Genomic DNA, 19,344 nt, shown 5'->3' with positions numbered 1-19,344 from the left:
GATTGCGAACGCCGGGCAAACAAATGCAATCGCGCAAGACAAGTTTCCGTTAACTCGAACCCGGAATCCGGCTCGGAAGCTGATTAACCAACGAACATGGTTGGCGGGAAATTAATCATAAACCTAAAATGCCGTCGGCCCGACATTGGCAAAGGGAGCATTCTACGCAATAAGTTAACCGACTGTTAACTATGGAGTGATGGCGTGCAGACCGTTCTTGATGGCAAAAGCTTGATTACTGCCGAGATGCTCGCCGGCACGCTGCCTCGGGGAAAGATCGAGCATCATGGCGAAGCGTTCGAAACCGCGCGCGCGGAGCTTGCCCTCATTCTCCACGCGACGCAGCAGCAGGTCGAACAGGACAAGAACCCGGCCGAGATCGTCGGCCGCTTGCTGTCCTTCCTCAATGGCCTGCATTCCAAGGTTCATCCCGACGTCTGGCATGCGTTGATACCGGTCGCGCAGAACCATCCGATCCTGAAGTATTTTCTCGAGGATCCACTGACGCACTGGTCCTTCACCAAACCCAGGGGCTATTCCGGCGACGCGCAGTTGCTCGACTACATCTATTGTGATCCGCACGTGGCAGAGAGCGTGGCGAACGCCTCGGAGGTCGGCAAAGCACTCTATAGCCATACCCAGAACGTACCGTCATGCGTCGCGGCCCGGGAACGACGCGACCTCCTGACCCGATATGTCGACGAGATCGCGGCCAAGAACGGACCGGAAACCGAGGTTCTGGCGATCGCGGCCGGCCATTTGCGGGAAGCCAATCGTTCGGTCGCCCTGACGGAGGGCCGTCTCAAGCGCTGGGTTGCGCTCGACCAGGATCCCCAGAGCGTTGGGCTGATCTCGCGCGACTTCCAGGGCACCGCCGTCGAAGCCATCGACGGCTCGGTGCGAACCGTGCTCACGCGGGGCCACAAGCTCGGCAAATTCGACTTCATCTACGCCTCCGGCCTTTACGACTACCTCGCCCACAACGTCGCGGTGAAACTCACGAAGACCTGCCTGCAGATGTTGAAGCCGAACGGAACATTCCTGTTCGCCAACTACGCCGAGGGCACCCCCGACGCGGGGTATCGGGAGACGTTCATGGACTGGGTGTTGCTGCTGCGATCGGAGGTCGATATGTGGAACATCGTCAATGCCAGCGTCGACCGCAACACCGTCGAGGCGCAGGTATTCTTCGGCGAGAACCGCAACGTGCTCTATGCCGTCATCGAAAAGCGCGGATAGCGGCCGTCTGGGCTGCACCAGGCGGTCGTGCCTTTGGCTTGCACCTCCGGCCGCCTTCCGCTATAGAGCCGCCACCCGCGTAGACACCCTTGGAGGCAACGCGGCGGAAGGCCGCCTTCCCGCATGATCCCGAAAAGTGGATTCCGGTTTTCGGACCAGATCATGCATGGGTATGTCGGCTTTCGACGTTTACGGTCCAGGCACTCTGCCCACCGTGAGCGCTCCAGAACAAACCGAAAGGAAATGCCATGAGCCACGACACTTACGAGCTCAAGGCCGAAGCACGCGAACAGGTCGGTAAGGGGTCCGCCCGTGCAGTTCGCCGCAACGGTAAAGTGCCTGCAGTAATTTATGGTGACAAGCAGCCTCCCCTGGCTATCGCGCTCACCTACAAGGACATCTACTACAAGATCCATGGCGGCGGGTTCCTGACCACGATCGCCACGATCGATGTCGACGGCAAGAAGATCCAGGTCCTGCCGAAGGACTTCCAGCTCGACCCGGTCAAGGATTTCCCTGTCCATGTCGACTTCCTGCGCATCGGCAAGGACACCGAAGTCAATGTCGACGTGCCTGTCCACTTCATCAACGAGGACAAGTCGCCCGGCATCAAGCGCGGCGGCGTGCTCAACATCGTGCGTCACGAAGTCGAGTTCCACTGCCCGGCCAATGCGATCCCGGAATTCATCACCGTCGATCTCACCGGCGCCAACATTGGCGATTCGATCCACATCTCGGCGGTCAAGCTGCCGGCTGGGGTCAAGCCTGTGATCTCCGACCGCGACTTCACCATCGCGACCATTGCCGGTTCGTCGGCGATGAAGCCGGAGACGGAAGAGACGGCTGAAGCGGCTGCACCTGAAGCGGCTCCTGCCGCCGAAGAGAAGTAACTCTTTCACGCCCGGAGCAGGCGATGCTGCTATTTGCAGGTCTCGGCAATCCGGGCGCGAAATACGCCGGCAATCGGCACAATGTCGGTTTCATGGCGGCGGACGCAATCGCCCGCCGCCATTCCTTTTCGCCCTGGTCGAAGAAATTTCAGGGCCTGATCGCCGAGGGCTCGCTCGGCGGCGAAAAAGTCGTCCTGATCAAGCCGCAGACCTTCATGAACCTGTCCGGCCAGTCGGTCGGCGAAGCGCTGCGCTTCTACAAGCTCGAGCTTTCCGCGCTCACCGTCTTCTATGACGAGATCGATCTTGCCGAAGGCAAGCTGCGCATAAAGACCGGCGGCGGCGCCGGCGGCCATAACGGCATCCGTTCGATCGATGGCCATGTCGGCAACGCCTATCGCCGCGTACGCATCGGCGTCGGCCATCCAGGCGTCAAGGAAATGGTCCAGCACCATGTGCTCGGCGATTTCGACAAGGCCGACCGCGAATGGCTTGACCCGCTGCTCGACGCGGTCGCCGACAACGCCGCCATGATCGCCAAAGGCGACGAATCCGGCTTCATGAACAAAGCCAGTCTCGCCGTCCAGGGCAAGGCCGGGCCGGAGCCCGAAAAATCGGCACCTAAGCAGCCGGCGCAGAAGCAGCAAAGTCACGTCCGCCAGGCACGGCCCCAACAGCCCCTGGCCAAGCTGCCGGAAAGCGGTCCGATGGCCGCCATGCTGAAGAAGCTGTTCGGCGGCAAGGACTGAGCATCAAGGGGACCGAAGGGCTTGACGTTGATCACCCCTATCGCCCATAGCCCTGATCAAATTTCTATTTCCCGATAGGACCGGACAAAATGGGTTTCAAATGCGGCATCGTTGGCTTGCCCAACGTCGGCAAGTCGACGCTTTTCAACGCGTTGACCAGAACGGCTGCGGCGCAGGCCGCCAACTATCCGTTCTGCACCATCGAACCGAATACCGGCGAGGTCGCGGTGCCCGATCCGCGCCTGCAGAAGATCGCGGCGATTGGCAAGTCAAAGGAGATCATCCCGACCCGCATCTCCTTCGTCGACATTGCCGGTCTGGTGCGCGGCGCCTCGAAGGGCGAAGGGCTGGGCAACCAGTTCCTCGCCAACATCCGCGAGGTCGACGCCATCGTGCATGTGCTGCGCTGCTTCGAGGATGACGACATTACCCATGTCGAGGGCCGCATCGACCCGGTGGCCGATGCCGAGACGGTCGAAACCGAGCTGATGCTCGCCGACCTCGACAGCCTCGAGCGCCGCATCGTGCAATTCCGCAAGCGCGCCGGCAGCAAGGACAAGGAAGCGACGTCAGTGCTGCCGATGATGGAGGCAGCGCTAGAACTGCTGCAGGCCGGCAAGCCGACCCGCATCCTGCTCAAGGATATTTCGGCCGAAGATTTGCGCATCCTGCAGGGCCTGAACCTTCTGACCTCGCATCCCGTGCTCTATGTCTGCAACGTCGCCGAGGCCGACGCAGCCACCGGCAACGAGCACACCAGGGCCGTGGAAAAGATGGCGACCGCCCAGGGCGCCGGCACCGTGGTGATCTCGGCCGCCATCGAAGCCGAGGTCGCACAGCTCTCCGATGAGGAAGAGATGGAATTCCTGTCCTCGCTCGGCCTCGACGAGCCCGGCCTCAACAAGGTCATCCGCGCCGGCTACGATCTGTTGCACCTCATCACCTACTTCACCGTCGGGCCGAAGGAGACGCGCGCCTGGACCATCCATAAGGGCGACAAGGCCCCCCAGGCCGCCGGCGTCATCCACACCGATTTCGAGCGCGGCTTCATCCGCGCCCAGACCATCGCCTACAATGACTTCGTCACACTGGGCGGCGAAGTGGCGGCCAAGGAAGCCGGCAAGGCCCGCGACGAAGGCAAGGAATATGTCGTCCAGGACGGCGACATCCTGCTGTTCAAGTTCAACACCTGAGGCTGGTCTATCGAGCATCCAGACATCCGACGGGGTAACCGACGAAACTTTTCAGGCGTGATTTTCCGTCTCGGCCGGCGGCCATCCGCCGGGCCGCCCGGGACAGCCACTTGTCTTGATTTTGTCACGTCACAGGTCTAAGCGGCAGACGCACGGTCGGCGCTGGCGCCGGGAACCGTGCAATCCAACACGACGCGTCAATCCGAACGCACCCTTTGGCCCCAGCAAGGGAATCAGGCGATGATCAAGGCCTTCGTCGTGGACAATGATCGCCTGCGCGTCGTCGACGATCTCCTGGCAAACAGCGAGACCATCGTCTGGGCGGACCTGTTCAACCCGACAAAGGAAGAGGAAGCGACGATCGAGAGCTGGCTCGGCGTTGCCATTCCGACGCGCGAGGAGATGGAGGAGATCGAGATTTCGAGCCGCCTCTATGTCGAGGACGGCGCCTACTTCATGACCGCAACCCTGCCCGCGCAGACCGAGGTCGACGATCCCTTGATGTCGCCGGTCACCTTCGTGCTCGCCGGCACAAGGTTGATCACTGTGCGCTACCATGAGCCGAAGGCCTTCAAGACCTTTCCGCAGCGCGCCGAGAAGGTGGCGACCGGCTGCACCAGCGGCGACACCATCCTGATCGGCTTGCTGGAGGCGATCGTCGACCGTCTCGCCGACATTCTGGAGCGTGCCGGCCGTGACATCGAGGCGATCTCGCGCGATATCTTCGAGGCGCGATCGACCAAGGTTTCCAAGCGCAATCGCGACTTCCAGGAATTGTTGAAAGCCATCGGCCGCAAGGAGGACATCGCGTCTTCGATCCGCGACAGCCTGATCTCGCTGCAGCGCCTGGCGGGCTTTTTCGCCCATGCCTCGACCCGCACCAAGATGAGCAAGGACACCAAGGCGCGCATCAAGACGCTGTCTCGCGACGTGCTGTCACTCGCCGACCACGCCACCTTCCTGTCGCAGAAGATCTCCTTCCTGCTCGACGCGACGCTCGGCATGATCTCGATCGAGCAGAACGCCATCATCAAGATCTTTTCGGTCGCCGCCGTCATCTTCCTGCCGCCGACTTTGGTCGCCTCGATCTACGGCATGAATTTCGACGTCATCCCCGAGTTGAAATGGGAACTTGGCTATCCCTTCGCCATCGCCATGATGGTGCTGTCGGCGATCCTGCCCTTCTGGTATTTCCGCCGCCGCGGCTGGCTCTGAGTGGGCCTGTCGATCGGCTGCCACAGGCTGGCGCAGTAGAAATCGCTTGACCAAATGAACGCCGGCCTGCATCCGGAAACCCCGATCCTGAGGATCGTGGGTCGACAAGCCGGATTCCAGACCATGACCGCAGAGATAAAAACATGGGCCTATGAGGACTTCATCGAGGGTGCATCGATCGACCTCGGCTCGAAGCTCGTGAGTGCCGCCGAGATCGTCGAATTCGCCGGAGAATTCGACCCGCAGCCGATGCATCTCGACGAGGAAGCCGGCAAGGCCAGCATCCTCGGTGGGCTGGCGGCGTCGGGCTGGCACACCTGCGCCATGTTCATGCGCATGCTGTGCGATGCCTTCCTGTTGGACTCGACCTGCCAGGGCGCGCCCGGCGTCGATCAGGTCAAATGGAAGAAGCCGGTCCTGGCCGGCGATCAACTGACCGGCACCCTGGTGGTCGTTGCCAAGCGCCTGTCCAAATCGAAGCCGCAACTCGGCTTCGTTACAATGCGCAGCGAACTGTTCAACCAGCGCGGCGAAAGCGTCTTCGAGCTCGAGAACTCCGCCATGTTCCTCACGCGCGATGCCGCGGGGAGCCAAGCATGACACTGGACGAGTTCTTTCGTATCGGCACCACGGTGACGCTCGGCTCGCACACATTCGAGCCCGAGGCGATCAAGGCCTTCGCCCGCAAATACGACCCGCAGATCTTCCATACCGACGAGGAGGCCGCGAAGAAAAGCGTGCTCGGCGGGCTCTGCGCATCCGGCTGGCACACCGCCGCCACCTGGATGAAACTCAATCTCGAAAACCGCATGGACGCCGAGATCGCTGCGTGGAGCGGCCCCGGTCCGGTGCCGGAATTCGGCCCCTCGCCTGGCTTCAAGAACCTGAAATGGCTGAAGCCGGTCTATGCCGGGCAAACCATCACCTTTACGCGCACCGCGCTGTCGCACCGCCCGATTGCCTCACGCCCCGGCTGGCGGCTGCTGGCGCTGCGTTCGGAAGCTTTCGATTCGACCGGCGCCAAGGTGCTCGAGTTCGAAAGCGCCGTGCTGGTGAAGGCCGAGTAGAGGCGGCGCTTCTTCCTTCTCCCATGTGGGAGAAGGGAAGAACGCTCAATGCCCCTCGAACCCGATCAGCGTCCGCACCGGCACGCCAAGCGCCTCCAGCTTGGCACGGCCGCCGAGGTCCGGCAGGTCGATGACGAAACAGGCGGCGAGGATGTCGGCACCTATCTGGCGCAGCAGCTTGACCGCCGCTTCAGCCGTGCCGCCGGTGGCGATCAGATCGTCGACCAGGATCACTTTCTCGCCCGGAGCAACACCGTCCTTGTGCATCTCCATTTCGTCTAGCCCGTATTCCAGGCTGTAGGCGACGCGCACCGTCTCGTAGGGCAGCTTGCCCTTCTTGCGGATCGGCACGAAACCGGCCGAGAGCTGATGGGCGACGGCGCCGCCAAGGATAAAGCCGCGCGCCTCGATGCCGGCGATCTTGTCGATCTTCTGGCCGGCATAGGGATGCACCAGTTCGTCGATGGCGCGGCGGAAGGCGCGCGCATTGCCAAGCAGCGTGGTGATGTCGCGAAACAGGATGCCGGGCTTGGGATAGTCCGGAATGGTGCGGATCGCGGCAAGCAGCGTGTCTTCGAGCGAGGATTTCATGGGTCGAGATTACCTGAAACGGAGATTGTTGCGCGACAATTGTTCGATCGAGCTGCAGCCCATCAGCTTCATGCCGCGTTCGATCTCGACCCGCATCTGTTCGAGCGCCAGTTCCACGCCGGGCTGGCCGGCCGCCGCGAGCGGAAACAGATAGTAGCGTCCGACGCCGACGGCCTTGGCGCCGAGCGACAGCGCTTTCAGCACGTGTGTGCCGCGCTGCACGCCGCCATCCATGATGACGTCGATCCTGTCGCCAACCGCATCGACGATCTCGGCAAGCTGGTCGAACGCCGCCCGTGAGCCATCCAGCTGCCGCCCGCCATGGTTCGACAGCACGATGCCGCTGCAGCCGATGTCGACAGCGCGTTTGGCATCCTCCACCGACATGACGCCCTTTAGGCAGAACGGACCCGACCAGAGCTTGACCATCTCGGCGACGTCGTCCCATGTCATCGACGGATCGAGCATCTCGGTGAAGTAACGGCTGATCGACATCGTGCCGCCGCCCATGTCGACATGCTCGTCGAGCTGCGGCAGCTTGAAGCCCTCATGGGTGAAATAGTTGATCGCCCAGGCCGGCTTGAGCGCGAACTGCGCCATTCCGGTAAGGTTGAGCTTGAAGGGAATGGCAAAGCCGGTTCGTTTGTCGCGCTCGCGGTTTCCCCCGGTGATGCTGTCGACGGTCAGCATCATCACCTCGACCCCGACCGCCTTCGCCCGCTGCATCATCGCCCGGTTAAGACCGCGATCCCGGTGGAAATAGAACTGGTAGACCTGCGGGCCGCTGCTGATGCTGCGCGCCTCCTCGAGGCTGACAGTGCCCAGCGACGACACGCCGAACATCGTGCCGTATTTGGCGGCGGCCTTGGCGACCGCGCGCTCGCCCTGGTGATGGAACAGGCGCTGCAAGGCGGTCGGCGAGCAATAGAACGGCATCGCCAGCTTCTGGCCCATGACCGTCACCGACATGTCGACCTCGCTCACCCCGCGCAGCACGTTGGGAACGAGGTCGCAGGTCTCGAAGCTTTCGGTGTTGCGGCGATAGGTGACCTCGTCGTCCGCCGCGCCGTCGATGTAGTTGAAGATCGGTCCCGGCAGCCGCTGCTGCGCCATGCGGCGGAAATCGGAAAAGTTGTGACAGTCGCTGAGCCGCATCATCGAATTCCAAAGGCCATGGCGGGACAAGTTTCTCGCCACCGTTCGATGCATCGAATATCAACCTGTTGTCGGCGTGCCAACGGACTATTTTTCGAACCGCCCTCCGGACATGGCCATGAGCAAAAAAGGGACGCCGAAGCGCCCCTTTCTGGTCTGATCCGATTGACGAAGGTTACATGCCGAGATCCGAACGAAGCTCGGCCCTGGCCACTTCATATTCGGCCTTGAAGTCGTCCCGGTTGAGCAGGACCGCGGCGATGACGCTGCCGGAAATCCTGCCCATCTCGACGTCGGACGCATAGTGGATGCCGCCGACCTCGCGGTTGTGGGCGTATTCGGCCGCACGCGCCATGATCTCTGCGCGCTTTTCCGGAACCATATCGGACAGGATAATGCCCATCATGGTGCCGACGGTGGCGTGGCCGGACGGCCAGGAACCGGAGCTCGACAACTTGACCGCCGGCTTGACGAGGTCGCTGAGCTGGTGCGGACGCGGGCGCTTCCAGATATCCTTGGCCGGATCGACGACGGCGCCTTCGGTGGCCACGACGCGATCGAAGAAGGCGCTGAATTTGGGCAGCGTTTCCTTGTTGAATTTCGGCCCCATGACGTTGGCGAAGCGCCAGACATTCTCCTCGGCATCGGCAACGGCGCTGGCCACCATCTCGGGCGTGCGTGTCACCTGCAGCATCAGCACCTCGCCGAGTTCGGCCTTGGTCTGTGCCGAATCATTTGCCGGCGGCGGCGGCAGGATCATCGTCAGGTCGACATCCTTGTTGGTGACGAAAGGCTGGGCGTCTTCCGCTTGCGCGGCCGAGCCGACGATGAGCAGCAGCAGGCCTGCCGCGAGCGATGCGTATCTTTTCATGAATGCGATCCTTTGATGAGAGCAGCCCAGGATCGCCGGATGCGGTGACGGCCATGTGACACGACCAGCCTCCGGAAATGCAAAAGGGCGCCTCTCGGCGCCCTTTGCGATCACTTGATTGTGTGGCTTAATGCGCCACGCCTTCCCACACCTTGCGCTTGGTGAGATAGACCAGCGCGCCGAACAAAAGCAGGAACACCAGAACGCGAAAACCGGTCTTCTTGCGCTCTTCCATATGCGGCTCGGCCGCCCATGCCAGGAAGGCGGAGACGTCGCGGGAATACTGGTCGATGGTCTGCGGCGCACCGTCATCATAGGTCACCTGGCCGTCGGAGAGCGGCTTGGGCATCTTCAGCGACACGCCGGACATGAAGTACGGATTGTAGTGGGTGCCTTCCGGGATCACCATGCCGGCAGGCGGCGTCTGGTCGTAGCCGGTCAGCAGCGAGTGGATATAGTCGGGGCCGCCCGCGTCGTACTGGGTAAAGATATCGAAGACGAACTGCGGAAAACCGCGTTCGACACCGCGAGCCTTGGCCAGCAGGGACATGTCTGGCGGAGCAGCACCGCCATTGGAGGCAGCGGCGGCTTCCTCATTGGCGAAGGGCGGTGGGAAGTGGTCGGACGGCTTGCCGGGACGGTCGAACATGTCGCCGGCATCGTTGGGACCGTCGTGGATGGTGTACTCGGCCGACAGCGTCTTGATCTGCGCATCGGAATAGCCGAGGTCCGACAGCGTGCGGAACGCCACCAGGTTCATCGAATGGCAGGCCGAGCAGACTTCCTTGTAGACCTTGAGGCCGCGCTGCAGCTGCGCCTTGTCATAGGTGCCGAATGGGCCGGTGAAACTCCAGTCCATTTCCTTCGGCTCGTCGATCGGGAAATGCGTCGGATTGGCCACATTGTGTGCCTCTTCGGCGGCGATCGCCCGAGTGCCCGCGGCCCCAGCGGCGACGGCCACAAGGCCGATCAGCGCCAGCGAGGTGAGAATCTTTTTCATGCCAAATCCCCTTAGATTCTCTACCGCTCAGCCTTTGGTTTCCGGAGCCGCCGTAGCGCCCGCCGGATGTCCGCTGCCGCCCTTGTTCTTCTCGAGCACCGCCTCGGTGATCGAGTTCGGCAGCCGTCGCGGCGTCTCAATCAGGCCGAGCACCGGCAGCGCGATCAGGAAGAAGGCGAAGTAGAACAATGTCGCCATCTGCGCCATGAACACATAGCTGCCTTCCGCCGGCTGCGAGCCCAGCCAGCCAAGCAGGATGGCATCGGCCACGAACAGCCAGAAGAACAGCTTGTACCAAGGGCGGTAAACCGCCGAGCGCACCTTCGAAGTGTCGAGCCACGGCACCAGAAACAACATGACGATGGCGCCGAACATGCATAGCACGCCGCCGAGCTTGGAGTTGATCGGCCCGACATTGAAGGTGATGGCGCGCAGGATCGCGTAGAACGGCAGGAAGTACCATTCGGGCACGATGTGGGCCGGCGTCTTCAGCGGGTTGGCGACGATGTAGTTGTCGGGATGGCCGAGATAGTTCGGCAGGTAGAAGACGAAATAGGCGAAGAAGAACAGGAACACGATCATGCCGAACGCGTCCTTGATGGTCGCGTAGGGGGTGAAGGCCACGGTGTCGGTCTTCGACTTGACCTCGATGCCCGTCGGGTTCGACTGGCCGACGACATGCAGCGCCCAGATGTGCAGCACGACAACGCCGGCGATCATGAACGGCAACAGATAGTGCAGCGCAAAGAAACGGTTCAGCGTCGGGTTGTCGACGGCAAAGCCGCCGAGCAGCAGCTGCTGGATCCAGTCGCCGACCAGCGGAATGGCGCTGAAGAAGCCGGTGATGACGGTGGCGCCCCAGAAGCTCATCTGGCCCCACGGCAGCACGTAGCCCATGAAGCCGGTCGCCATCATCAGGAGATAGATGATGCAGCCGAGGATCCACAGCAGTTCGCGCGGCGCCTTGTAGGAGCCGTAATAGAGGCCACGGAAGATGTGGATGTAGACGGCGACGAAGAAGAACGAGGCGCCGTTCGAATGCATGTAGCGCAGCAGCCAGCCCGAATTCACGTCGCGCATGATCTTCTCGACCGAGCCGAAGGCCAGATTGGTGTCGGCCGTGTAATGCATGGCCAGCACGATGCCGGTCAGGATCTGCGCCACCAGCATGATCGACAGGATGCCGCCAAAGGTCCATGCATAGTTGAGGTTGCGCGGCACCGGATAGGCAACGAAGCTGTCATAGACCAGCCGCGGCAGCGGCATGCGGGCGTCGAACCAGCGTCCGAGACCGGTTTTGGGCGTATAGGTCGAGTGTCCCTCGCTCATCGAAATATCCCCCTGCCTCAACCGATAAGGATCTTGGTATCGGAAATGAACTTGAATACCGGAACCGCCATGTTCTCCGGCGCCGGGCCTTTGCGGATGCGGCCGGCGGTGTCGTATTGCGAACCGTGGCAAGGGCAGAACCAGCCGCCGAAATCGCCTTCCTGGCCAAGCGGAATGCAGCCGAGATGCGTGCAGACCTGAACCATCACCATCCAGGCTTCCTTGCCGGGCGTGGTGCGATTGGCGTCGGTCGCCGGTGCGTCGGCCGGCAGATTGGCGTTGCGGGCGATCGGATCCTTGAGATCGGCCAGCTTGACCGCCTCGCCGTCCTTCATTTCCTGTTCGGTGCGGTTGCGGACCACGACCGGCTTGCCGCGCCATTTGACGATCAGCGACATGCCCGGCGTCAGCGAGGCGACGTCGACTTCGACCGAGGCGAGTGCCAGCGTCGAGGCGTCAGGGCGCATCTGGTCGATGAACGGCCACGCGAAAGCACCCGCGCCGACCACTGCGGCCATGCCGGTGGCGACGTAGAGAAAATCACGACGGTTGGGATCCTGGGTGTCGGTTGCGCTCACGGGTGCCTGATCCTTTCGCCTCTTCCGTGCCGGTGGTTGAGCCTTGTTCCCCGCTCAATTACGCCAACCCGACAGCGCATGGCGAACAGGCTTGCGAATTCCTCCGGCATTTGGACTTCGGTTTATGCGTGAAGCCCGTTTTTGTCCAGACGGGTGAAGGCACAAGGGCAGATTGTCGCGGGGACAAAATCCGCCGCCGGTCAACACGACGCCGGATAGCCGCCAACCATCACTAAACAACCGGGAAACACCCGCAAATCCGACGCCCTTGTTCGGCTCGACACAAGGCCCCAGCCGGGCCTATCCTTGTCATCATGGCACACGTCATAGACCGCGACACCTGGGCCGTTCGCTCCGACCATTGGAAGGGCGAGTTGCAATGTGGCGCCTACGGCTCCAACTCCTGCCTGATCTTCAACTATCTACCTGATGTCGGCGGCGGCCCGCGCCTGCACACACATCCCTACGCGGAGATCTTCATCATCCGCCAGGGCACCGGCCTGTTCACTGTCGGCGACCAGGAAATCGAGGCATCCGCCGGCCAGATCCTGATCGTGCCACCCAATACGCCGCACAAATTCACCAATCTCGGCCCAGGCCCACTGGAAACGACCGACATCCACGAGAATGGCAGCTTCATCACCGAATGGCTGGAGTGATCCCTATTTCGCGCCGAGCCTGGCCAGCACCGCTTTCGGGATGTTGTATTCACGAATGACGGCATCGTGCTTGCGCAAGCCGCACAGCTCGCGCTGGATGAAATAGCCATGCACCGCCTCGGCGGCATCCTTGAGCAGAAGGGGGCGCAGTTGCTCGTCGGCATTGTCGCGCAGCCTGGCCAGCGTTTCCTCTACCCGCTGGCCGGCGCGGCCGAGTGCTGCCGCCTTTTCCGCCAATATTTCATGGCCGAGCGCGTAGAAGGCGGCTTCGGCGGCCGAGGCGCCGGCAAGATGAGATGGCGGACGCAAGGACATTTCAGCCTCCTTTCCCGAAAACCATGCGGTGTGTGACGAACTCTTCGCCTGCTACGCGCTGAAAGCCAAGCCGTTCATAGAAACCGAAGGCTTCTTGCGGCGCGCGGGTGTTCAGCATGGCGAAATGGTGACGTGCCCTGTCGACAACGGTTTCGACCAGCATCCGGCCAAGGCCGGCGCGACGGTGGCGCGCGCTCACAAACAGGTGCCGGACCCGGCCGTGGCCCCTGCCCTCGAAATAGGGATCGATGTTCAACCCGCACACGCCGGCGAGTTCCCTTCCATACCATGCTCCGTACAGCGCCTCCCCCCGTTTCAGGAACTTGTTGCGGCCACTTGCCCAGCCATCCGCAAGGCGTACCAGCATCCAGTAGCCTTCCAGCCGGCTCTCTTCCTTCAGCGTGTCGAAGGCCGGCATGGTCGGCCGGAGCCGCTTGAGCACGTAGCCGACCTCTGGGATGGCGCCTGTCGATCCACCCATGGAGCTACTCCGCCGGGCGCGTCTCTTCGAGCACGCTGTCTTCGTGATAGAGAAAACCGCCGGACTGCCGCTTCCACAGCCGCGCATAGAGCCCGTCGAGCGCCACCAATTGGTCATGCGTGCCTTGCTCGACAATGCGGCCGCCGTCGAGCACCACCAGACGATCGAGTGCTGCGATCGTCGACAGCCGGTGGGCGATGGCGATGACCGTCTTGTTTTCCATCAGCCGTGTCAGATTCTCCTGGATCGCCGCCTCGATGTCGGAATCGAGTGCCGAGGTCGCCTCATCGAGAATCAGGATCGGCGCATCCTTGAGGAAGACGCGGGCGATCGCCACGCGCTGGCGCTGGCCTCCCGACAGCTTGACGCCGCGCTCGCCGACAAACGCCTCGTAGCCGGCGCGGTCCCTGTTGTCGCGCAAGGTCAGGATGAACTCGTGCGCCTCAGCCTTTTTCGCCGCCGCGATCACCTCCGCATCGGTCGCGTCAGGCATGCCGAGCTTGATGTTGTCGCGCAGCGAACGGTGGAACAGCGCCGTGTCCTGGCTGACGACGCCGATATTGGCGCGCAGCGAATTCTGCGTAACTTTGGCGACATCCTGGCCATCGATGGTGATCGACCCGCTCTCGAGATCGTAGAGGCGCAGGATCAGATTGGCGAGGGTCGTCTTGCCGGCGCCGGACGGTCCGACCAGCCCTACCTTCTCGCCTGGCCTGACGACAAGGTCGATGCCGTTCAGCACGCCGAAACCTTTGCCGTAATGGAACTCGACGTTCTTCACCGCGATACGGCCGCCTGCCACGACGAGTTCCTTGGCGTCGGGCGCATCGGTGAGGCCGAGCGGCTGCGAGATCAGCGCCTTGGAATTTTCCAGCACGCCGAGGTTTCGCAAGATGCTGTTGAGCTGCATCATCAGCCGGCCGAGCAGCATGTTGAGGCGCAGCACCAGCGACAGGGTGAAGGCGACCGCGCCGACGGTGATCGAGCCCTCGACCCAGAGATAGACGGCAAAGCAGCCGATCGCCGTGATCATGATGCCCGACAGCGTGGTCAGCGCCATGCGCACGCCGGTCAGCCGGCGGGTGAACGGGCGCAATGCGTCGAGATAGATGTCGAAACCGTTCCTGATGTAGCGGTCGTCGCCATCGGCCGAGAACAGTTTCAGCGTCTGCACGTTGGAATAGGAATCGACGATGCGGCCGGTGATCATCGAGCCGGCCTCAGCTGTTTCCTCGGCATGCTTGCGGATTGCCGGCAAATAGAGCTTGGCCAGCCAGCCGAAGGCGGAAATCCAGATCACCACCAGAACCGCCAGCCTGAGATCGAGGCCTGCGACCAGCGCCAGCGTCGTCACCGTGTAGACGATCATAAACCAGACGACCTCGATGAAGCTTTCCATCAAGTCGCCGGTCGCCTGGCCCGCCTGCCAGACCTTCGTCGCGATGCGGCCGGCGAAATCGTTCTGGAAAAAAGCGTAGGACTGGCGCGAGACATGCCGGTGCGCCTGCCAGCGCACCAGATTGTAGAAGCCCGGCGTGATCGTCTGTTCGTCGACCAGCGCCGACAAGCCGACGACGACGGTGCGGATGACCAGCACCACCACGGCCATGAAAACCAGTTCAGGGCCGGCGGCGGCCCACAGTGCGTGCCAGCTGCGCTCGGCGGGAAGCTGGTCGAGAATATCGACCAGCCGCCCGACGAAGTAGAACAGGCCGGCCTCGACCAGCGGCGCGATGCCGCCGATGACCAGCATGGCGAAGAAGGCGAACTTCGCCTGGCCGACATAGTGCCAGAGAAAGCCGCCGACACTGATCGGTGGCCGAAGATTCGCCGGCTCCCTGAACGGATAGACCCAGTTCTCGAACCAGCGATAGACGGCTGTCATCATGCGGCGGCCATCATTCTGCGGCTTGCCTCTTTGCAAGTGCGTCGTTGGCGGCGTCGGCGGGACCGTCCTCAAGCAGGAACCCGCCCGACTGGCGCTGCCAGAGCTGCGCGTAGAGCCCGCCCTTGGCGACGAGTTCTTCGTGCGAACCTTCCTCGATGACACGGCCCTTGTCCATCACCACCAGCCTGTCCATCGCCGCGATGGTCGACAGCCGGTGCGCGATGGCGATGACGGTCTTGCCTTGCATGAGCTTGTAGAGATTCTCCTGGATCGCCGCCTCGGCTTCGGAATCAAGCGCCGAGGTCGCTTCGTCAAGGATAAGTATAGGTGCGTCCTTCAACATAACGCGAGCAATGGCGACGCGTTGCCGCTGGCCACCGGACAATTTGACGCCGCGGTCACCGACATGGGCGTCGAAGCCCTTGCGGCCGCTGGCATCCGAAAGCCCTGATATGAAGTCCAGCGCCTCGGCGCGCCGCGCCGCCTCGGCAAGCATCTCGTCGGTTGCATCGGGCCGGCCATAAAGGATGTTCTCGCGCACCGAACGATGCAGCAGCGAGGTGTCCTGCGTGACCATGCCGATCTGCGCACGAAGCGAATCCTGCTTCACAGCGGCGATTTCCTGGCCATCGACCAATATCTGCCCGGCTTCGAGGTCGTAGAAGCGCAGCAACAGGTTGACCAGCGTCGACTTGCCGGCGCCGGAACGGCCGACGATGCCGACCTTCTCGCCCGGCTTCACCGCCAGCGACAGGCCCTCGATCACACCCTTCTGCTTGCCGTAGTGGAAGCGGATGTCCTCGAAGCGGATCTCACCCCTGGAGACGCTGATCTCCTTCGCGTCCGGCCGGTCCTCGACAAGGCGCGGCAGCGAGATCGAGGCGATACCGTCCTGCACCGTGCCGATGTTCTCGAACAGGCCCGACATTTCCCACATGATCCATTGCGACATGCCCCACAACCTGAGCACAAGGCCGATGACCACGGCGACCGCGCCGATCGTCACTGCTTGCCCCAGCCACAGCCACAGCGCCATCGCGGTCACCGAGAACAAGAGCAGCGCGTTCAGTATGTAGAGCGAGCCGAAAAGCACTGTCACCAGGCGCATCGACCGGTAGACCGTTTCGAGAAAGCCGGACATACCGTCTTTGGCGAATGACGCTTCGCGGCGTGCATGGCTGAACAGCTTGACCGTCTGGATGTTTGAGTAGCTGTCGACGACCCGGCCCGTCATGATCGAGCGCGCATTGGCCTGTTCCTCGCCGACCTTGCCCAGCCGGGGAATGAAAAACCGCAGCAAAAGGATATAGCCGACCAGCCAGACGCCGAGCGGCGCGGCCAGCCGCCAGTCGGCCGAGCCGACGATGAGCAGCATGCCGAGGAAGTAGACGATAACGTAATTAAGGACGTCGATCACCTTGATGACGCATTCGCGCACGGCGAGAGCCGTCTGCATCAGCTTGGTCGCGATGCGGCCGGCGAACTCGTCCTGGTAGAAACTCATCGACTGCTTGAGCAGATAGCGGTGCACCTGCCAGCGGATGCGCATGGGATAGTTGCCCATCAGCGTTTGCTGGTTGAGGAGCGAATGCAGCCATACCGTGCCCGGCAGTGCGAACAGCACGATGAAGGCCATGCCGGCAAGCTTCCAGGCTTCCGTCTGCAGGAAGGTTTCGCGATTCTGCCCCGACAGCCAGTCGACGATGCGGCCGAGGAAGCCGAACATCCACACTTCCGCGATCGCGATGGCCGTCACCAGCACTGCGTCGAAAAGGATATAGGGCCAGGCGCCGCGCGTATAATGCACGCAGAAGGCAACCAGCGTCTTGGGCGGCTCGACCGGTTCCGCCGCGGGGAACGGATCGAGCCTTTTTTCAAACCAGCTAAACAACAACATAGGTCATGCCTGTGAAATGTGTTTGCCGCTTACGCGGCACGTGAGCGTACGAAGTCCCCGGAACCCATGGCGTCGAGTGCCGACGGTCCGGAATCACCCGGACCGTCGGCAATGCTTCGCGCAATATAGGGGCTCGCGGGCTTTTCGCCGACAGCTGCGCCAGACGATCCTGACGACACGATGCCGCCAGCCCGGTTTTTCGCGCCAGGCCGGATCAGCCGGATGATCCGGCGCACCAGCGACGGCCGCCCGGGATCGGGAACCGCGCGCGAAAAATCGACATCCGGCAGCATGCCGCGATGCGGCCGGCGGCGAACCTCGGCGTGAACCGCCGACGAATAGGTGTCGCCGATCAGCAGCGCCCAGGTCGGCAGTCGGTGGATATGCAGGCTCCTCGAGCCCGGTATTCTGTAGGGATCGAACATCGGTCCGTCCTCCGTGTGAAAATCGAGATAAAAAGGCGAAGCAATATCGTCCGCCGGCATTCGCCCGGAGGCACGCATTGCATCGGTCCGGACATGACGAGTGTCGGTCCGGACAGCTTCAGTTGGGGCGTTCAGCCCTTTTGACTTTTTGAAAAACATCGCAGGATTCCTTCGAGAGCCGAAAAATCGTTTCGGCGGGAATCGGTGCGATCAAGTCTTAGAGAGTCAGGAGAATCGTCGTACCGAAACCGCCGGCAGGCAGGTAAGCCCACGAGAGGGGCGCTGGATGTGCATGGTCATCATGAATTACCCCTCCATCGGTTCGGGTTGACAATGCTGGTTGTATACCCGACTTCGCAGAAAATGGCCACCCGCAGGTCCAGCAATTTCCAAAACCGCCAAGCCGCTGTGGCCGATCCGCCACTTATTAGAAGGACGCGGAAATGAACCGTCGTCTCCGCATCGCGCTCTACCAGCCTGACATTGCCGGCAACACCGGAACAATCCTGCGCTTCGCCGCGTGCCTCGGACTTGGTGTCGACATCATCGAACACGCCGGATTTCCGCTCTCCGACAAGGCGCTCAAGCGAGCCGGCATGGACTATCTCGAAATGGCTGCCCTGACCCGGCATGTCGACTGGCACGCCTTCGAGGAATGGCGCAAGGCTGGTTCGCACCGGCTGGTGCTGCTGTCGACCAAAGCCACGACGGCCTACACCAGCTTCAGCTTCGCGGACGGTGACGTCCTCCTGTTCGGCCGCGAATCCGCAGGCGTGCCGGATCCTGTCCATCAGGCGGCGAATGCGCGCCTGACCATCCCCATGCAGGGTACGGCGCGCAGCATCAACGTGGCGCTCTCCGTCGCCATGGTGGTGGGCGAAGCCATCCGGCAACTCGGATAACGGCACTCCGTCTCCCGACATCTCGACCCAGGCGCACATCGCCTTCTCCTTCGTTTGCACATCCAGGGTTTCTTCGCTACAAGCTCAACTTAACTTGAGGTCAAGCAGAAAAATCGGGACGGAAAAATCAGACATGGCGCCTGTAACGGAATTAACGGTTGGCCAAGTGGCCATGCGCAGCGGGGTGGCGGTGTCGGCGCTGCATTTCTACGAGGCCCGCGGCTTGATACGCAGCCACCGCACGTCGGGCAACCAGCGCCGCTACGGCCGCGACGTGCTGCGGCGCGTGGCGATCATCAAGGTTGCACAGGAGGTCGGCATCTCGCTGGCCGAAATCGGTGCCGCACTTGAATCACTGCCCGAAAGCCGCACTCCGACGCGCGACGACTGGAACCTTTTGTCGACCGCCGCGCGACGGGCTCGATCACAAGATCGCCCAGTTGAAGAAACTGCGCGACGGGCTGACCGACTGCATCGGCTGCGGCTGCATGTCGATCGACAAATGCCCGCTGCGCAACAAGGGTGACCGGCTGGCACGCGAGGGAACGGGGGCAAGGAGGCTGGTCGCTCTTCCTTCTCCCCGTTCACGGGGAGAAGGTGCCTGAACGCAGTGAAGACGGATGAGGGGCGGCGCCAGCATTGAGAGGTTCGCGCCGCCCCTCAACCTGCCTGCCGGCACCCTCTCCCCGTAAACGGGGCGAGGAAATCCTAGTCGGCCGCAGGCAACCGCCTGATGGTGAACTCGATCAGGTCGCCCGGCCGCTCGAACCAGCTTTCGATCTCGGTCCAGTAGGCCTGCTTGGGAAAGCGCTCGAACCATTCCTTGGCCTTGAGCCGGGCATCGGAGCGTGGCAGCACGAAGGTCTCGCGCAGGAAACCGTCGCGCGGCATACGCACGCG

The 19,344-nt window shown here is 62.3% G+C and carries 20 protein-coding genes and 2 pseudogenes; 10 read left to right on the top strand and 12 right to left on the bottom strand.

Translation table 11 applies throughout. The annotated features are described in order from the left end of the window. The first annotated feature begins 204 nt into the window (after positions 1–204). The 7 genes from RPF88_RS00110 to RPF88_RS00080 all read left to right on the top strand — a co-directional run bounded on the left by RPF88_RS00110 (position 205) and on the right by RPF88_RS00080 (position 6,353). Complete coding sequence (locus tag RPF88_RS00110; protein WP_013529996.1) at positions 205–1,239, top strand: methyltransferase; 1,035 nt, start codon at positions 205–207, stop codon at positions 1,237–1,239. A gap of 248 nt (positions 1,240–1,487) precedes the next feature. Further along, on the top strand, positions 1,488–2,129 hold the full coding sequence (locus RPF88_RS00105; protein WP_013529995.1) for a 50S ribosomal protein L25/general stress protein Ctc: 642 nt from the start codon (positions 1,488–1,490) through the stop codon (positions 2,127–2,129). Between the two features lie 23 nt (positions 2,130–2,152). Next, positions 2,153–2,878 (top strand): aminoacyl-tRNA hydrolase, encoded by a 726-nt coding sequence (gene pth / locus RPF88_RS00100; RefSeq protein WP_337121358.1) that lies wholly within the window; start codon positions 2,153–2,155, stop codon positions 2,876–2,878. An 89-nt stretch (positions 2,879–2,967) separates the two neighbouring features. Beyond that, positions 2,968–4,071: a redox-regulated ATPase YchF gene (gene ychF, locus RPF88_RS00095; protein WP_024505635.1), complete on the top strand. Its 1,104-nt coding sequence runs from the start codon at positions 2,968–2,970 to the stop codon at positions 4,069–4,071. A gap of 240 nt (positions 4,072–4,311) precedes the next feature. Further along, positions 4,312–5,286, top strand: a complete 975-nt coding sequence (gene corA, locus RPF88_RS00090; protein WP_023809832.1) for a magnesium/cobalt transporter CorA — start codon at positions 4,312–4,314, stop codon at positions 5,284–5,286. A 123-nt stretch (positions 5,287–5,409) separates the two neighbouring features. Next, positions 5,410–5,886: a MaoC family dehydratase gene (locus RPF88_RS00085; RefSeq protein ID WP_013529991.1), complete on the top strand. Its 477-nt coding sequence runs from the start codon at positions 5,410–5,412 to the stop codon at positions 5,884–5,886. After that, the gene (locus RPF88_RS00080; protein ID WP_013529990.1) at positions 5,883–6,353 is read left to right on the top strand and encodes a MaoC family dehydratase; all 471 of its coding nucleotides are present in this window, start codon (positions 5,883–5,885) and stop codon (positions 6,351–6,353) included. Before RPF88_RS00085 ends, RPF88_RS00080 begins: the two co-directional genes overlap by 4 nt. Positions 6,354–6,398: 45 nt before the next feature. Here RPF88_RS00080 and RPF88_RS00075 read toward each other — a convergent pair whose 3' ends face one another. The 6 genes from RPF88_RS00075 to petA form a co-directional block, all read right to left on the bottom strand. Continuing rightward, entirely contained in the window at positions 6,399–6,944 is a 546-nt protein-coding gene (locus RPF88_RS00075) for an adenine phosphoribosyltransferase (protein WP_013529989.1), read from the bottom strand. 9 nt (positions 6,945–6,953) lie between these two features. Continuing rightward, on the bottom strand, positions 6,954–8,099 hold the full coding sequence (locus RPF88_RS00070) for an alpha-hydroxy acid oxidase (RefSeq protein WP_337121357.1): 1,146 nt from the start codon (positions 8,097–8,099) through the stop codon (positions 6,954–6,956). A 175-nt stretch (positions 8,100–8,274) separates the two neighbouring features. After that, on the bottom strand, positions 8,275–8,970 hold the full coding sequence (locus tag RPF88_RS00065) for an acid phosphatase (protein WP_337121356.1): 696 nt from the start codon (positions 8,968–8,970) through the stop codon (positions 8,275–8,277). A gap of 127 nt (positions 8,971–9,097) precedes the next feature. Then, complete coding sequence (locus RPF88_RS00060) at positions 9,098–9,970, bottom strand: cytochrome c1 (protein WP_337121355.1); 873 nt, start codon at positions 9,968–9,970, stop codon at positions 9,098–9,100. Positions 9,971–9,997: 27 nt separating this feature from the next. Next, positions 9,998–11,299 carry a cytochrome b gene (locus RPF88_RS00055; protein ID WP_013529985.1) on the bottom strand — a complete coding sequence of 434 codons (1,302 nt, stop codon included), beginning with the start codon at positions 11,297–11,299 and terminating at the stop codon, positions 9,998–10,000. A 17-nt stretch (positions 11,300–11,316) separates the two neighbouring features. Further along, positions 11,317–11,877 carry a ubiquinol-cytochrome c reductase iron-sulfur subunit gene (gene petA / locus RPF88_RS00050; protein ID WP_013529984.1) on the bottom strand — a complete coding sequence of 187 codons (561 nt, stop codon included), beginning with the start codon at positions 11,875–11,877 and terminating at the stop codon, positions 11,317–11,319. A gap of 314 nt (positions 11,878–12,191) precedes the next feature. Between petA and RPF88_RS00045 the strand changes: the two genes are divergently transcribed. After that, a complete protein-coding gene (locus RPF88_RS00045) occupies positions 12,192–12,536 on the top strand; it encodes a cupin domain-containing protein (RefSeq protein ID WP_013529983.1) in 345 nt (114 codons plus the stop codon). Between the two features lie 3 nt (positions 12,537–12,539). Here the strand turns inward: RPF88_RS00045 and RPF88_RS00040 are convergent, their stop codons facing one another. The 5 genes from RPF88_RS00040 to RPF88_RS00020 are packed head-to-tail and all read right to left on the bottom strand — an operon-like array spanning position 12,540 to position 17,542. After that, positions 12,540–12,851: a DUF6665 family protein gene (locus RPF88_RS00040; protein WP_337121354.1), complete on the bottom strand. Its 312-nt coding sequence runs from the start codon at positions 12,849–12,851 to the stop codon at positions 12,540–12,542. Position 12,852: 1 nt separating this feature from the next. Next, the gene (locus RPF88_RS00035; RefSeq protein WP_013529981.1) at positions 12,853–13,332 is read right to left on the bottom strand and encodes a GNAT family N-acetyltransferase; all 480 of its coding nucleotides are present in this window, start codon (positions 13,330–13,332) and stop codon (positions 12,853–12,855) included. A 4-nt stretch (positions 13,333–13,336) separates the two neighbouring features. Then, the gene (locus RPF88_RS00030; protein WP_032808649.1) at positions 13,337–15,220 is read right to left on the bottom strand and encodes an ABC transporter ATP-binding protein; all 1,884 of its coding nucleotides are present in this window, start codon (positions 15,218–15,220) and stop codon (positions 13,337–13,339) included. A 10-nt stretch (positions 15,221–15,230) separates the two neighbouring features. Beyond that, complete coding sequence (locus tag RPF88_RS00025) at positions 15,231–17,117, bottom strand: ABC transporter ATP-binding protein (protein WP_337121353.1); 1,887 nt, start codon at positions 17,115–17,117, stop codon at positions 15,231–15,233. A 29-nt stretch (positions 17,118–17,146) separates the two neighbouring features. Continuing rightward, positions 17,147–17,542 carry a hypothetical protein gene (locus RPF88_RS00020; protein WP_275952422.1) on the bottom strand — a complete coding sequence of 132 codons (396 nt, stop codon included), beginning with the start codon at positions 17,540–17,542 and terminating at the stop codon, positions 17,147–17,149. Positions 17,543–17,985: 443 nt separating this feature from the next. Between RPF88_RS00020 and RPF88_RS00015 the strand changes: the two genes are divergently transcribed. Together RPF88_RS00015 and soxR are read left to right on the top strand one after the other, a co-directional pair. Then, a complete protein-coding gene (locus RPF88_RS00015) occupies positions 17,986–18,444 on the top strand; it encodes a tRNA (cytidine(34)-2'-O)-methyltransferase (protein ID WP_337121352.1) in 459 nt (152 codons plus the stop codon). Between the two features lie 133 nt (positions 18,445–18,577). Next, a pseudogene (soxR, locus tag RPF88_RS00010) lies at positions 18,578–19,049 on the top strand (redox-sensitive transcriptional activator SoxR). A gap of 103 nt (positions 19,050–19,152) precedes the next feature. On the opposite strand, the pseudogene RPF88_RS00005 reads toward soxR, so the two are convergent. Then, positions 19,153–19,344: pseudogene (locus RPF88_RS00005) on the bottom strand (hypothetical protein); the annotation flags it as partial.

The sequence above is a fragment of the Mesorhizobium sp. ISC11 genome (assembly GCF_037162595.1).
In the GTDB taxonomy this organism is placed as follows: Bacteria; Pseudomonadota; Alphaproteobacteria; order Rhizobiales; family Rhizobiaceae; genus Mesorhizobium; species Mesorhizobium ciceri.
This window is presented reverse-complemented; position numbering and strand designations above follow the sequence as displayed.

Coding starts and splice junctions, on each gene's coding strand:
- RPF88_RS00105 (WP_013529995.1), top strand. CDS start 1,488: ATGAGCCACGACACTTACGAGCTCAAGGCCGAAGCACGCGAACAGGTC.
- pth (WP_337121358.1), top strand. CDS start 2,153: ATGCTGCTATTTGCAGGTCTCGGCAATCCGGGCGCGAAATACGCCGGC.
- ychF (WP_024505635.1), top strand. CDS start 2,968: ATGGGTTTCAAATGCGGCATCGTTGGCTTGCCCAACGTCGGCAAGTCG.
- corA (WP_023809832.1), top strand. CDS start 4,312: ATGATCAAGGCCTTCGTCGTGGACAATGATCGCCTGCGCGTCGTCGAC.
- RPF88_RS00085 (WP_013529991.1), top strand. CDS start 5,410: ATGACCGCAGAGATAAAAACATGGGCCTATGAGGACTTCATCGAGGGT.
- RPF88_RS00080 (WP_013529990.1), top strand. CDS start 5,883: ATGACACTGGACGAGTTCTTTCGTATCGGCACCACGGTGACGCTCGGC.
- RPF88_RS00075 (WP_013529989.1), bottom strand. CDS start 6,944: ATGAAATCCTCGCTCGAAGACACGCTGCTTGCCGCGATCCGCACCATT.
- RPF88_RS00070 (WP_337121357.1), bottom strand. CDS start 8,099: ATGCGGCTCAGCGACTGTCACAACTTTTCCGATTTCCGCCGCATGGCG.
- RPF88_RS00065 (WP_337121356.1), bottom strand. CDS start 8,970: ATGAAAAGATACGCATCGCTCGCGGCAGGCCTGCTGCTGCTCATCGTC.
- RPF88_RS00060 (WP_337121355.1), bottom strand. CDS start 9,970: ATGAAAAAGATTCTCACCTCGCTGGCGCTGATCGGCCTTGTGGCCGTC.
- RPF88_RS00055 (WP_013529985.1), bottom strand. CDS start 11,299: ATGAGCGAGGGACACTCGACCTATACGCCCAAAACCGGTCTCGGACGC.
- RPF88_RS00045 (WP_013529983.1), top strand. CDS start 12,192: ATGGCACACGTCATAGACCGCGACACCTGGGCCGTTCGCTCCGACCAT.
- RPF88_RS00040 (WP_337121354.1), bottom strand. CDS start 12,851: ATGTCCTTGCGTCCGCCATCTCATCTTGCCGGCGCCTCGGCCGCCGAA.
- RPF88_RS00035 (WP_013529981.1), bottom strand. CDS start 13,332: ATGGGTGGATCGACAGGCGCCATCCCAGAGGTCGGCTACGTGCTCAAG.
- RPF88_RS00030 (WP_032808649.1), bottom strand. CDS start 15,220: ATGATGACAGCCGTCTATCGCTGGTTCGAGAACTGGGTCTATCCGTTC.
- RPF88_RS00025 (WP_337121353.1), bottom strand. CDS start 17,117: ATGTTGTTGTTTAGCTGGTTTGAAAAAAGGCTCGATCCGTTCCCCGCG.
- RPF88_RS00020 (WP_275952422.1), bottom strand. CDS start 17,542: ATGTTCGATCCCTACAGAATACCGGGCTCGAGGAGCCTGCATATCCAC.
- RPF88_RS00015 (WP_337121352.1), top strand. CDS start 17,986: ATGAACCGTCGTCTCCGCATCGCGCTCTACCAGCCTGACATTGCCGGC.